This is a genomic window from Sphingopyxis sp. GW821-FHT10B01, assembly GCF_059415685.1.
Genome location: NZ_JBWKNS010000002.1, coordinates 596,715 through 608,696 on the forward strand (window position 1 = coordinate 596,715; position 11,982 = coordinate 608,696).

General features: G+C 64.3%; 15 protein-coding genes. 11 read left to right on the forward strand and 4 right to left on the reverse strand.

Features of this window, described 5'->3' with window-relative positions; genetic code table 11:
• Positions 1-120: 120 nt before the first annotated feature.
• Positions 121-1,023, reverse strand: a complete 903-nt coding sequence (locus tag AC07NV_RS07310; RefSeq protein WP_495165661.1) for a helix-turn-helix domain-containing protein — start codon at positions 1,021-1,023, stop codon at positions 121-123.
• Between the two features lie 542 nt (positions 1,024-1,565).
• The gene (locus AC07NV_RS07315; protein ID WP_495165662.1) at positions 1,566-1,928 is read right to left on the reverse strand and encodes a response regulator; all 363 of its coding nucleotides are present in this window, start codon (positions 1,926-1,928) and stop codon (positions 1,566-1,568) included.
• Between the two features lie 89 nt (positions 1,929-2,017).
• Here AC07NV_RS07315 and AC07NV_RS07320 point away from each other — a divergent pair, with 89 nt between their 5' ends.
• Genes AC07NV_RS07320 through AC07NV_RS07335 form a run of 4 tightly spaced genes read left to right on the forward strand, consistent with a single transcriptional unit; the run spans position 2,018 to position 4,553 of the window.
• Positions 2,018-2,281: a DUF3572 family protein gene (locus AC07NV_RS07320; RefSeq protein WP_495165663.1), complete on the forward strand. Its 264-nt coding sequence runs from the start codon at positions 2,018-2,020 to the stop codon at positions 2,279-2,281.
• Positions 2,278-2,919 (forward strand): HAD family hydrolase, encoded by a 642-nt coding sequence (locus AC07NV_RS07325; RefSeq protein ID WP_495165664.1) that lies wholly within the window; start codon positions 2,278-2,280, stop codon positions 2,917-2,919. Before AC07NV_RS07320 ends, AC07NV_RS07325 begins: the two co-directional genes overlap by 4 nt.
• A 14-nt stretch (positions 2,920-2,933) precedes the next feature.
• The gene (locus tag AC07NV_RS07330) at positions 2,934-3,398 is read left to right on the forward strand and encodes a RidA family protein (RefSeq protein WP_495165665.1); all 465 of its coding nucleotides are present in this window, start codon (positions 2,934-2,936) and stop codon (positions 3,396-3,398) included.
• Positions 3,399-3,401: 3 nt separating this feature from the next.
• Positions 3,402-4,553, forward strand: coding sequence for a GNAT family N-acetyltransferase (locus tag AC07NV_RS07335; RefSeq protein WP_495165666.1), 1,152 nt, complete (start codon positions 3,402-3,404; stop codon positions 4,551-4,553).
• Here the strand turns inward: AC07NV_RS07335 and AC07NV_RS07340 are convergent.
• Together AC07NV_RS07340 and panC are read right to left on the reverse strand one after the other, a co-directional pair.
• Positions 4,550-4,864 carry a hypothetical protein gene (locus AC07NV_RS07340; protein ID WP_495165667.1) on the reverse strand — a complete coding sequence of 105 codons (315 nt, stop codon included), beginning with the start codon at positions 4,862-4,864 and terminating at the stop codon, positions 4,550-4,552. The genes AC07NV_RS07335 and AC07NV_RS07340 overlap by 4 nt on opposite strands.
• Before the next feature lie 140 nt (positions 4,865-5,004).
• Complete coding sequence (gene panC, locus AC07NV_RS07345) at positions 5,005-5,844, reverse strand: pantoate--beta-alanine ligase (protein WP_495165668.1); 840 nt, start codon at positions 5,842-5,844, stop codon at positions 5,005-5,007.
• Between the two features lie 86 nt (positions 5,845-5,930).
• Between panC and AC07NV_RS07350 the strand changes: the two genes are divergently transcribed.
• The 7 genes from AC07NV_RS07350 (at position 5,931) to AC07NV_RS07380 (ending at position 11,958) form a co-directional block, all read left to right on the forward strand.
• Positions 5,931-6,740 (forward strand): division plane positioning ATPase MipZ, encoded by an 810-nt coding sequence (locus AC07NV_RS07350; protein ID WP_495165669.1) that lies wholly within the window; start codon positions 5,931-5,933, stop codon positions 6,738-6,740.
• Between the two features lie 25 nt (positions 6,741-6,765).
• Complete coding sequence (gene pgmG, locus AC07NV_RS07355; RefSeq protein ID WP_495165670.1) at positions 6,766-8,160, forward strand: phosphoglucomutase/phosphomannomutase PgmG; 1,395 nt, start codon at positions 6,766-6,768, stop codon at positions 8,158-8,160.
• Between the two features lie 108 nt (positions 8,161-8,268).
• Positions 8,269-9,087, forward strand: coding sequence for an LPS export ABC transporter ATP-binding protein (lptB, locus tag AC07NV_RS07360; RefSeq protein WP_495165671.1), 819 nt, complete (start codon positions 8,269-8,271; stop codon positions 9,085-9,087).
• A 139-nt stretch (positions 9,088-9,226) separates the two neighbouring features.
• Positions 9,227-10,696, forward strand: coding sequence for an RNA polymerase factor sigma-54 (gene rpoN / locus AC07NV_RS07365; protein WP_495165672.1), 1,470 nt, complete (start codon positions 9,227-9,229; stop codon positions 10,694-10,696).
• 89 nt (positions 10,697-10,785) lie between these two features.
• Positions 10,786-10,911 (forward strand): type B 50S ribosomal protein L36, encoded by a 126-nt coding sequence (ykgO, locus tag AC07NV_RS07370; protein WP_003046794.1) that lies wholly within the window; start codon positions 10,786-10,788, stop codon positions 10,909-10,911.
• Between the two features lie 97 nt (positions 10,912-11,008).
• Positions 11,009-11,623, forward strand: a complete 615-nt coding sequence (locus tag AC07NV_RS07375) for an HAD family hydrolase (protein ID WP_495165673.1) — start codon at positions 11,009-11,011, stop codon at positions 11,621-11,623.
• Positions 11,620-11,958, forward strand: coding sequence for a hypothetical protein (locus AC07NV_RS07380; RefSeq protein ID WP_495165674.1), 339 nt, complete (start codon positions 11,620-11,622; stop codon positions 11,956-11,958). Before AC07NV_RS07375 ends, AC07NV_RS07380 begins: the two co-directional genes overlap by 4 nt.
• Positions 11,959-11,982 lie beyond the last annotated feature (24 nt).

An 11,982-nucleotide genomic window follows, 5' to 3' on the forward strand; every position in this document is an offset into this window, starting at 1 on the left:
GCTGGCGCTGCCGGCCTCATGCTTCTCTATTCCATGGATACGGCGGCTGACCGCGCGTCCGTTGCCTGCCGCTTGCACCGAACGCCGGGCGTGGGTCAAGTCACTTGGCGGAAGCCGGGTCTATCCGGCCGGCTTGTGAAGCCCCTGAACCGCGGCGCCGGCCGCCGCTGCGCGCGCGAAGGCCGCGGCGCCCAATATCGGTTTGGGCCGCGCGGCATAATCGCGCGGGCTCATCCCCATGAAACGCTGGAAATCGCGCGTGAACTGCGCCTGATCATAATATTGATGATCCATCGTATCGATCCACGCCATCGACGGATCGAGCATGAAGCGCGCGAGCGAGCGCAGAAAGCGCTGGCGGAGTAGAAGCAGCTTGGGCGAAAAGCCGAAGGCGCGATGGCTCAATCGCTCGATCGAACGCTCGGAGAGGCCGAGCTTGGCCGAAAGATCGGCAACGCTCGACAGATCGTCGTCGACCAGCGCGACATGGGCGGCGAGTATCGCCGGATCGTCGGGCGGCGCGCCGGCGAGCAGGGCGCAGAAATGGCTGTCGATCAGGGCCGCCGCGGCATCGACGTCATTCACGTGCCGCAACGCCCCCGCAAGCGGCGCGAAGGCGGCGAATGCGGGATGGGCGTTGCCGTCGGTAAAGCGGTCGGCGAGCTCTTCGGCGGGCAGGGGAATGAATTTGGCCCACCCCATCGGGAGGACGCCGATCCCCCATGTGCGCATGTTCCCGGCCGCGAAGTAGCTCGCCCGGCTCGTCGGGCCGGTGGCGACGAAACGCGGTGTTTCAACGACCGGGCCGCCACCGATCGCCGCGAGCGGCAGATCGCCCTCGACAAATCGCAGGTTCGCCCATTCGGGGTGCAGATAATCCTCGACCCGGCTGCCGTCGGGTACCGCGACTTCGCTCAGATAGATGGTGCTGATGTAGGGACGCAGTGCGTCCGACAGGGGGAAAAAGCGCGTGGAGATGCGCGCGCCGGTCGGGGGGTGAGGAAATGCGTCGCGTTGCGGCATGCTGTCCCGTTCTAAGCGGCAATATGCATGAAAAACAATGGCGCGCCGCCATTTGGTGTCGGGTTCTTACAATTTTATCCGCGCGGGCTACGCCATAGTTGCGTTGTCTGCTTGTGGGGAGTGGGCGTGCGAGGGGAATATCGGGCGTGGCAGCGATGCCGCTGCCCCCGGTATCGGCAAGCGCCGACAGCGTCGCGTCAAAGGATGGGGATTTGGCGGGGACCTGAAAGAGACGACTGGTTTTCCGAGCTTCGTCCCGGCCGGCAGCTTTCTGCGACCCACGGCTTTTCGGATCGGGCGGGGGGGCGATGGTTTCCACTGGAACCATTGTCGAGGCGGTGCGGAGCGAAAGCTTCGCGCCGCCTCTTCATGTGGGGGCGGTGCGGCGACCGCTATGGGGTGGAAAGCAGATGTTCCACGCTTTCGTCGTCCCGGACTTGATCCGGGATCCATAGCTGCGCCGTCGTCGTGGATCCCGGATCAAGTCCGGGATGACGAGGAAAGGAAGGGCAACTATCGGTCGTAAGCCGTCGTTCGCGCTGCTATGCGAACGCGCCCACGCTCTCGATGAATTTGATCACCGAAATCGGCTTCGACACATAGGCTTCGGCCCCGGCGGCGCGGATCTGTTCCTCGTCGCCTTTTCCGGCATAGGCGGTGACGGCCATGATCGGCACGGCGCGCAGCGTCAGGTCGGCCTTCATCTGGCCGATCAGCTCGAGCCCGCTGACGTGCGGCAGCTGGATGTCCATGATGATCAGGTCGGGCGCCACTTCGCGTGCCTTCGACAGCGCATCGCGCCCGTCGCGGACCGGATGCGCGCTATAGCCATGGGCGTTGAGCAGGTCGCAGAACAGGCGCAGGTTCAGCTCATTATCTTCGACGACCAGGATGGTCTTGCCCATGTTACTTATGTTCCCCACCTTGCGTCTGCGGCCCGTTTAGGCGAATCGGCCGCACGACACAATTGCATCGCGACGAAGGGACACATGACTTGCACGATGGCGATGCTGCGCTGGCGCTTCAGGCGCTCGGCTGGATATTGAGCGACGAACCGCGAGCCGAACGCCTGCTCGGCCTGACCGGGCTTGCGCCCGATGAACTGCGCGCATCGCTGGGCGAACAGGCGACGCTTGCCGCAATCCTGTCGTTCCTGACTGCGCATGAGAATGATCTTGTCGCCTGCGCCGATGCATTGCAGGTGCCGCCCGCCACCCTTGCTGCCGCGGCGCAGCGACTCGAAGGAACCATCGCATGAACCGCCCGCTCGTCATCACCGATTGCGACGAGGTGCTGATGCACATGGTCGTGCCGTTCGCCGAATGGGTCGACGCCGAACATGGCGTGATCTTTCGCATCGAGGATGCGAGCTTCGCCAACGCGCTGAAGCGCAAGGAATGCGGTACGCCGCTTGAGGCGGCCGAGGTCTGGCCGCTGCTCGACGGATTTTTCCGGCACGAAATGACGCGGCAATATCCGATCGCGGGTGCCCTCGCGGCGATGGCGGCGATCGGCGCCGAGGCCGATATCGTCGTCCTCACCAATGTCGGCCCCGAACATCAGCAGGCGCGCATCGACCAGCTCGCGCTGCACGACTTTCATGCGCCGGTTATCGGCAGCCGCGGCGGCAAGGGCGAACCGGTACGCCGCCTGATCGAGCAATATCAGCCCTCGGTCGCGGTGTTTATCGACGATCTGGCCGGCCATCATCATTCGGTCGCGCAGGAAGCGCCCGACGTGTGGCGGCTCCATCTTGTCGGCGAGCCGGCAATTGCCGGCAAGATCGCGCCCTCGCCCTATGCCCATGCGCGAATCGACGACTGGACGGCGGCGCGCGAATGGATATTGGCGCGCCTTGCCGAAAATATTCCCGCCCCTGCCCCTCAAACGGCGTAACAAGGACTTAACTCATGGATATCACCGCCAAACTCGCCGAACTCGGTCTTGAACTCCCCAAGCCCGCTGCGCCGGTCGCGGCCTATGTGCCCGTCGTCGAGCAGGGCGGCATGCTCTATGTCAGCGGCCAGCTTCCCTTCCGAGACGGGCAGGTCGTCACCGGCCGTCTCGGCGACGACGTGGATGTGGCGGGCGGTCAGGATGCCGCACAGCGCGTTGCGCTGATGCTCGTTGCCCAGATCGGGCAGGCGCTGAACGGCGACTGGTCGCGTGTCGAGCGGATCGTGAAGCTGGGCGTGTTCGTCAACAGCTCGCCCGATTTCACCGATCAGGCGAAGGTCGCCAATGGCGCCTCGGACCTGTTCGAAACGCTGTTCGGCGAAGCGGGCCGCCACGCGCGCGCCGCAGTCGGTGTAGCGGTGTTGCCGCTCGGCGCCGCGGTCGAAGCTGACGCGATCGTCGCGGTGCGCCCGGCATAAATCATGGCCGAAGCCGACCCGCCGGCACGAACGATATCGCTGGGCACCGGCGTCGCCGCGATCGACGCCGCAGCGTGGGACGCGCTGCACGATGGCGGCAATCCCTTTGTCGGCCATGCCTTCCTCGCGCTGCTCGAAGAATCGGGCAGCGTCGGGGCGGGCACCGGCTGGCAGGCGGCGCCGTTGCTGGTGGAAGACGAGCGGGGGGCGCTGCTCGCCGCTGCGCCCGCCTATCTGAAATCGCACAGCCAGGGCGAATATGTCTTCGATCAGGGTTGGGCCGATGCCTGGACGCGGGCGGGCGGCGATTATTATCCCAAGTTGCAGATCGCGGCGCCCTTTACCCCCGTGCCGGGACCGCGCCTGCTGGCACGCGATAGCAGCGACGCGTCGCTGTTGCTCCGCGCCGCCGAGGCGGTGGTGCGGCAGAACGGGCTGTCGTCCGCGCATGCCACGTTCGTGGCGCCCGGCCAGATGCCGCTGTTCGAGGACGCAGGCTGGCTTGTCCGCCGCGACATCCAGTTCCATTTCGCCAACGCCGGTTACGGCAGCTTCGACGATTTCCTCGCCACGCTGACGTCGGCAAAGCGCAAGCAGCTTCGCAAGGAACGCGCGCGGGCGGTCGAAGGCTTGCGCATCGAGGCGCTGACCGGCGATGCGATCCGTCCCGGACATTGGGATGCGATGTGGATCTTCTATCAGGACACCGGCGCGCGCAAATGGGGCCATCCGTACCTCACGCGCGAAGCGTTCGACCTGATGGGCGAGCGGATGGCGGAGCAGATCATCCTGTTGATCGCTTATGATGGCGACGAACGCCCGGTTGCCGGGGCGCTGCATTTTCTTGGTGCCGACACGCTCTATGGCCGGTATTGGGGCTGCCAGATCGACATCCCCTATCTGCATTTCGAGCTATGCTATTACCGCGCGATCGATATTGCGATCGCGCGCGGCCTCAAGCGGGTCGAGGCGGGTGCGCAGGGCGGGCACAAGCTTGCACGCGGCTATGGCCCCGTTGCGACCTGGTCGGCGCATTTCATCGCCGATCCGGGATTTCGCCGCGCCGTTGCCGAATATCTCGAACAGGAGCGGCGCGCGGAAGAATCCGAAATGGAATGGCTGGAAGGGCACACGCCCTTCAAGCGGAAGGATTAGGCCGCGAAGCGCCGGGCGGCGGGACGGCGGGCCGTCTCGTCGAGCCAGGCGCGCGCCTGACGCTGTGCTTCGGCGATTTCGTCGCGCGACATTTCGTCGGACAGATCGGCGCGGCACTGCTGGCCTTCGATATTGCCGCCGAGTGCGGCAAGGTTGAACCATTTATGCGCCTGGATCAGGTCGACATCGACCCCGCCGGTGCCGGTGGAAAAGGCAATGCCCAGATCGAAATAGGCGCCGGCGTCGCCGCGGGCGGCGTCGAGCAAGCGGCTCTCGATCAGATATTGGGCAGACTTCAGACTGTTGGCCATAAAAACCCCCTGTCGCTTCCCCCCACAGGAAGCTTCGGGTCCCAACCTTGCGGTTTATGGTCAACAAAAGGTTAACGGCGATTCGATTTTCTTGTGGATATTTGCCGGGAATGGCCAAAATCCGCGGATGTCCGCGCCAATCAGTCGACCGATAAATTGTCGATCAGCCGCGTTTTGCCGATCCGCGCCGCCGCCAGAAGGCGCGCCGGCTTTCGAAAGGCGCCCAGTCGTTCAAGGCTGTCGGCATCGGCGAGCGCGACATAATCCACGCTGTCGAAGCCACCTTTGAGGATCGCGGCCTCGGCTTTGGCGAGCGCTTCGATCACATCGCCGCCGCCGGCAATCGCCTTCGCCGCGACCCTCAACGCATCGGGAAAGGCGGTCGCGGCAGCGCGCTGTCCGGTGGAAAGATAGGCGTTGCGCGACGACAGCGCGAGGCCGTCGGCGTCGCGCGCGATCGGCGCCCCCAAAATGTCGACCGTGAAATCGAGGTCGCGCGCCATGCGGCGGATGATCGCAAGCTGTTGCCAATCCTTCTCGCCAAAGATCGCCACATCGGGCTGCACCTGATTGAACAATTTGGCGACGACGGTCGCGACCCCGTCGAAATGGCCGGGACGCGCGGCGCCGCAATAATCGGCGCCAAGCTCGGCGACTTCGATATGCGTGCTATGCCCCGGCGGATAGACGGTCGCGACGTCGGGTGCCCAGAGCAGGCTGGTGCCTTCCTGCGCGAGCAGCGCGGCGTCGCGCGCCTCGTCGCGCGGATAGGCGGCGAAATCCTCGTTCGGGCCGAACTGGGTCGGGTTGACGAAGATCGACACGACGGCATGGTCGGCCACGCGTTTTGCCATGCGGACGAGCGAGATATGGCCGTCGTGTAGCGCGCCCATCGTGGGTACGAGTGCGACGCTCTTGCCGCCCTGCTTCAGTGCCGTAACGGCACGGTGCAGCATTGCGATGTCACGGATGATTTGCACGCCCGGTCGCCCTCCGATATTGGCGCGACTATATCATTTCGCGCGTCGGCCGCCCATGCCGCGCAAACAGGAAAATCGCAACGCTCATGACGAAGCCCGCACCGCACCGCATCATCTTTGCCAATGAAAAGGGCGGGACGGGAAAATCAACCTGCGCCGTGCATTTCGCGGTCGCGCTGGCAAGTCAGGGCTGGCGCGTCGCGGGGATCGATCTCGACCCGCGCCAGCGCACCTTTCACCGCTATCTCGAAAATCGCGAACAGACCGCGAAGCGCCGCGACATCGCGCTGCCGACCCCCCGCTTCGAAGTGTTCGAAGGTTCGACGATCGAGCAACTCGACGAACAGGTCGCGCGGTTGAGCGAAGATGCCGATTATATCATCGCCGACACGCCGGGCCGCGACGATATTTTCGCGCGGCATCTGGCTACGAGCGCCGACACGCTCGTCACGCCCATCAACGACAGCTTCATCGATTTCGACCTGATCGGTCAGGTCGATCCCGAGACCTTTCAGGTCGTCCGGCCGAGCTTCTATTCCGAACTCATCTGGGACACGCGCAAGACGCGCGCCAAGACCGATGGGCGGACGATCGACTGGATTATCCTGCGCAACCGCCTTCAGCACGTCGACGCACACAATATGCGCCGCGTCGGCGAGGCGCTGACCCAGCTGTCGCGCCGCGTCGGCTTCCGTGTCATTCCGGGGCTCGGCGAGCGCGTCATCTATCGCGAGCTTTTCCCGGCGGGTCTCACGTTGCTCGACAAGGCGCATCTGGGCGGCATGGGTATCGGCCATGTCGTCGCGCGGCAGGAATTGCGCGAGGCGATGGGCGGATTGAACCTTCCCGCGCGCGAGCGGTTCCATCCCGACGGCGACCTGTTCGCCGCTGCCTGACGTTTCCTCTCCCAAAGGACCAACCATGACTCATATCTTCCACCCTACGATGCTGCGCGAATATGACATCCGCGGCATCGTCGGCGATACGCTGTCGGATGCCGACGCCTACGCCATCGGGCGCAGCTTCGCGACGCTGGTTCGCCGCGCGGGGGGCAAGCGGGTTGCGGTCGGTTATGACGGGCGCCTGTCGTCGCCGATGCTCGCCGACGCGCTGATCAAGGGAATCAACGGGGCGGGGATCGATGCGCTCAACGTCGGACTGGGGCCGACGCCGATGCTCTATTATGCGGCCTCAACCGAGGATGTGGACGGCGGCATACAGATAACCGGCAGCCACAATCCCCCCGACTATAATGGTTTCAAATTTGTGATGCAGGGGCGTCCCTTCTATGGCGCCGATATCTTGGGCATCGGCGAAATGGCCGCCGCGGGCGACTGGGAGTCCGTCGATTCCGGGGGCGAGGGCAAGGCGGATAGCATCGATATCATCGACGCTTATGTCGACCGGCTGGTCGAGGGGTTCGCCGGCAAGGCTTTCCGTGTCGGCTGGGACGCCGGCAACGGCGCCGCCGGGACCGTCATCGAGAAATTGACGGCGCGCCTGCCCGGTGAGCATCATCTGCTGTTTACCGATATCGACGGCCATTTTCCGAACCACCATCCCGATCCCACCGAAGAGAAGAATCTGGCCGACCTGCGCAAGCTGGTCGCGGAGAAGAGCCTCGATTTCGGCGTCGCTTTCGATGGAGACGGCGACCGTATCGGTGCGATCGACGGCGAGGGCCGCGTGATATGGGGCGATCAACTGCTGCAAATCTATGCCGCCGCGGTGCTCAGGGACCTGCCCGGTGCGACGGTCATCGCCGATGTGAAGGCGAGCCAGGCGCTGTTCGACTGCGTCGCCGCACTCGGTGGCAAGCCGCTGATGTGGAAGACCGGGCACAGCCTGATCAAGGCCAAGATGAAGGAAACCGGCAGTCCGCTGGCAGGCGAGATGAGCGGGCATATCTTCTTTGCCGACCGTTATTATGGTTATGACGATGCGCCCTACGCTGCGGTGCGGCTGATCGAGGCGGCGACAAAGCTGGGGCAGAGCGTCACCGAGCTGCGCGGCAACATGGCGCCGATGATCAATACGCCCGAGATGCGTTTCCAGGTCGACGAGGTTCGCAAATTCGCCATTGTGGATGAAGTCCTCGACCGGCTAGCCGCATCGGGAGCGCAGGTCGACCGTACCGATGGTGCCCGCGTGCTGACCGACGACGGCTGGTGGCTGCTCCGCGCTTCGAACACGCAGGACGTACTCGTCGCGCGTGCCGAAGCGAAGGACGAAGCGGCGCTGGCGCGGCTGCTCGCCGCGATCGACGAACAACTCGCCCTGTCGGGGATCGAGCGTGGGCCGCAGGCGGCGCATTAAAGGCGGCTTCCGGGTGCGTCTGACGTTACCCTGCAAAAATCTTGCCAGATTGACGTTGGCGGCGCTCCTCGGGTAACGCCCGCACATGTCATCAGGAAGCGATGTAGAATGACCGACGACGAAGCGACCCCGGCAATTTTGACCGCAGACGGTGACCATGGCGTCACCGAGCACAAGGCGCATGTCCGCGACGAGGCCGCGGCCGGCAACGGCCTCGCGGTCATTTCGATCGCGAAAAGCTATGACAAGCGCACGGTCCTGTCCGACGTGTCGCTGTCGGTGGGCAAGGGCGAGGTTGTCGGCCTGCTCGGTCCGAACGGCGCGGGCAAGACGACCTGCTTCTATTCGATCATGGGCCTGGTAAAGCCCGACGCCGGACGCATCATGCTCGATGGAGCCGACATCACCGCGCTGCCGATGTACCGCCGCGCGATCCTCGGCCTGGGTTATCTGCCGCAGGAAACCTCGATCTTTCGCGGGATGACGGTTGCGCAGAACATCGGTGCAGTGCTCGAACTCAGCGAGCCCGACAAGGTGTCGCGCGAACGCCGGCTCGAGGAACTGCTCGACGAATTCGGGCTGACGCGGCTGCGCGATTCGGCGGCGATGGCGCTGTCGGGCGGCGAACGGCGCCGCGCTGAAATCGCACGCGCGCTGGCCGCCAATCCGTCGATCATGCTGCTCGATGAACCCTTCGCGGGCATCGATCCGCTGTCGATCAGCGACATCCGCGACCTCGTCGTCGATCTGAAGACGCGCGGCATCGGCGTGCTGATCACCGATCACAATGTCCGCGAGACGCTCGACCTCGTCGATCGCGCCTGCATTATCTATGACGGCAAGGTCCTGCTTGCCGGGTCGCCGGAAGAGCTTGTTGCCGACCCCGAGGTGCGCCGCCTCTATCTCGGCGAGGGCTTCTCCCTGTGATCTTTGCGGACTGCCGCCAGAAAAATTTCCGTGTGTCCCCGCGAAGGCGGGGACCCATCTCCGGTGGGTTCAAAATGGCGCCGACCGGAGATGGGCTCCCGCCTTCGCGGGAGCGCGCTGGGCAATAATATAGCCAGCCATGGCGTTGGGTCCGCGCCTCGATCTCCGCCAGTCGCAATCGCTGGTGATGACGCCGCAGCTTCAGCAAGCGATCAAGCTGCTGGCGCTGTCGAATCTCGAACTCGAAGCCTATCTCGCCGAGGCGCTCGAGGGCAATCCGCTGCTCGATGCCTCCGCGGCCGACAGCGATGGCAGCAGCAGCGATCCGGGCGATGAGCGCGGCGAGGACGCGCCCGCGACCGAAGCGGCGTCGCTCGATGCCGATCAGGCGCTTTCCTCCGACAGCGGCACCGAGAACGACCTCGACGTCGACCTCGCCGCCGAAAGCTTCCACCACGACAGCGCCAGCGACAGTGTTGGCCTGTCGGGCGCGGACAGCGAGGGAATCGACTTCGACAGCTTCGCAGGCGAAGATGAAACGCTCCATGCCCATCTGCTCGCGCAGGTCGGCGAGCGCTTCAGTGGCCTTGAGGCGATGATCGCCGAACAGATTGTCGCGATGATCGACGAGACGGGCTATCTGCGCGCCGATCTGGCCGAGCTTGCGCAGCGGCTCGGCGTTCCGCTCGCGCTTGTCGAGGCGGTGCTTGTGGGGGTGCAATGTTTCGATCCTTCCGGGGTCGGCGGCCGCGACCTTGCCGAATGCATCGCGATTCAGGCGCGCGAGGCCGACCGTTACGACCCTGCGATGGCATGCATGATCGCGCATCTCGACCTTGTTGCGAAGGGCGCCTTCCCGCAATTGAAGCGCATCTGCGGGGTCGACGACGAGGATCTCGCCGACATGATTCGCGAACTGCGCAGCTATGATCCGAAACCCGGTCTGCGATTCGGCGGTAGCGCGGCGCAGGCTGTCGTTCCCGACCTCTATATCCGCCGGACCGCGAAGGGCTGGGCGGTCGAGATCAACAGCGGCACCCTGCCTCGGCTACTCGTCAACCGCCGCTACTATACCGAGCTCGCGAAGGGCGCCGCAGCGAAGAGCAAGGCCTGGTTGTCCGAACAGCTCGCCGGCGCCAACTGGCTGGTGCGCGCGCTCGATCAGCGTCAGCGTACGATCGTCAAGGTCGCGAGCGAGATTGTGAAGCAGCAGGAAGGGTTTTTCCTCCACGGCGTCGCGCATATGCGTCCGCTCACGCTGCGGCAGGTTGCCGAGGAAATCGGTATGCACGAATCGACCGTCAGCCGCGTCACGAGCAACAAATATCTCAGCTGCCCGCGCGGGCTGTTCGAGCTCAAATATTTCTTCTCGAGCGGCATTTCGGCGACCGAGGGCGACGGCGCGGTGTCGTCCGAATCGATCAAGAGCCGGATCAAGGCGATGATCGAGGCCGAGGATGGCAAGGCGATTCTCTCCGACGAAACGATCGCGCAAAAACTGTCGGCCGAGGGTCACGACATTGCGCGGCGCACAGTCGTCAAATATCGCGAGGCGATGGGCTATGGCTCGTCGGTTCAGCGACGCCGGCAAAAGGCGCTGGCGGGCTGAAAACGCCCGGAAAGGCGGTTGACTTTCGGACCGCTTCCCCATAGTTGCGCCGCTTCGCGTAACAACGCCAAGATTTACGGACAGAGATCATGAAGATTCGCAACAGCCTGAAGTCGCTGAAGGACCGCCATCGGGATAACCGCGTTATCCGCCGTCGTGGCCGCACCTATGTGATCAACAAGACCAACCGCCGCTTCAAGGCGCGCCAGGGCTAATGCCCCTGCGCGGGGTGCTTTTGCCCCGTTTGCTTTTGATGACCAGCGTTACGCCGTCGGATGCTTCCGGCGGCGCTTTCGCGTGTCTGGAGTCCCTATGATTCGCCATAGCGTGATCTTTGACGTTGGCCGTGTCCTCTTCGACTGGGATCTGCGCTATCTGTTCGCGAAGCTGATCGTCGACAGCGACGAGCTCGAATGGTTCGTGACCCACGTCGTCACGCCGGAGTGGCATTTTCAGCATGACGCCGGACGCCCGCTCGCCGACATGCTGCCCGAACTGAAGGCCGAATTCCCCGATCATGCACCGCTGATCGACGCCTATGCCACGCGCTTTAACGAGACGATCCCGGCGCCGATGCCCGGCAGCCTCGAACTGGTCGAGCGGCTCGACGCTGCAGGCGTGCCTTTGTTCGCGATCACCAATTTCGGCCATGAATTCTGGGAGAGCTTCCGCCCGACCCAGCCGGTGTTCGACCGCTTTCGCGATATCATCGTCTCGGGCACCGAAAAACTGGTGAAGCCCGATCCCGCGATCTACCGCCTCGCGATCGAGCGATTCGACATCGACCCCGCGGGGGCGCTGTTCATCGACGACGTGGCCGCCAATGTCGCGGGCGCCGAATCGCTCGGGATCGCGGGGCACCAGTTCAAGGACGCGGCAACGCTGGAAGCCGAATTGGCGGCGCGTGGATATTTGCCGCCGCGATGAGCCGGGCGGATCGTCTTGAGCGCCTTGATGGCCGTCGCCTCGAGCTCGAAGCCGAGTATGCGGATGTTCTTCTCGATGCCCTTCGCAGGGTCGCTGCCGGCTCCTGGGGCTTGTTTGGCCACACAAAAGATCGCGCGGCCCGCGCCAAATGGGAACCGGTCGTTACCGACCTGTGCGACCGGGGCGAAGAAATAGACCAGATACGCAAGTCACTGGGATTAGAGTCCTTCGCGCTGCACGAAGAATTCGAGGCGTCGCGCGGTCCGGTAGCCTCAACCGCACCGGGCGAGCCGAAACAGGCCAAGGCGTGGCTGGACCGACTGGGCAAGGAATAGCGAGCCCAGTCGCCTGAGCGTCGC

What these genes read in the sequence shown, in the direction of transcription:
- AC07NV_RS07310 (WP_495165661.1), bottom strand. Translation starts at nt 1,023, where the DNA reads ATGCCGCAACGCGACGCATTTCCTCACCCCCCGACCGGCGCGCGCATC.
- AC07NV_RS07315 (WP_495165662.1), bottom strand. Translation starts at nt 1,928, where the DNA reads ATGGGCAAGACCATCCTGGTCGTCGAAGATAATGAGCTGAACCTGCGC.
- AC07NV_RS07325 (WP_495165664.1), top strand. Translation starts at nt 2,278, where the DNA reads ATGAACCGCCCGCTCGTCATCACCGATTGCGACGAGGTGCTGATGCAC.
- AC07NV_RS07330 (WP_495165665.1), top strand. Translation starts at nt 2,934, where the DNA reads ATGGATATCACCGCCAAACTCGCCGAACTCGGTCTTGAACTCCCCAAG.
- AC07NV_RS07335 (WP_495165666.1), top strand. Translation starts at nt 3,402, where the DNA reads ATGGCCGAAGCCGACCCGCCGGCACGAACGATATCGCTGGGCACCGGC.
- AC07NV_RS07340 (WP_495165667.1), bottom strand. Translation starts at nt 4,864, where the DNA reads ATGGCCAACAGTCTGAAGTCTGCCCAATATCTGATCGAGAGCCGCTTG.
- AC07NV_RS07350 (WP_495165669.1), top strand. Translation starts at nt 5,931, where the DNA reads ATGACGAAGCCCGCACCGCACCGCATCATCTTTGCCAATGAAAAGGGC.
- pgmG (WP_495165670.1), top strand. Translation starts at nt 6,766, where the DNA reads ATGACTCATATCTTCCACCCTACGATGCTGCGCGAATATGACATCCGC.
- lptB (WP_495165671.1), top strand. Translation starts at nt 8,269, where the DNA reads ATGACCGACGACGAAGCGACCCCGGCAATTTTGACCGCAGACGGTGAC.
- rpoN (WP_495165672.1), top strand. Translation starts at nt 9,227, where the DNA reads ATGGCGTTGGGTCCGCGCCTCGATCTCCGCCAGTCGCAATCGCTGGTG.
- ykgO (WP_003046794.1), top strand. Translation starts at nt 10,786, where the DNA reads ATGAAGATTCGCAACAGCCTGAAGTCGCTGAAGGACCGCCATCGGGAT.
- AC07NV_RS07375 (WP_495165673.1), top strand. Translation starts at nt 11,009, where the DNA reads ATGATTCGCCATAGCGTGATCTTTGACGTTGGCCGTGTCCTCTTCGAC.
- AC07NV_RS07380 (WP_495165674.1), top strand. Translation starts at nt 11,620, where the DNA reads ATGAGCCGGGCGGATCGTCTTGAGCGCCTTGATGGCCGTCGCCTCGAG.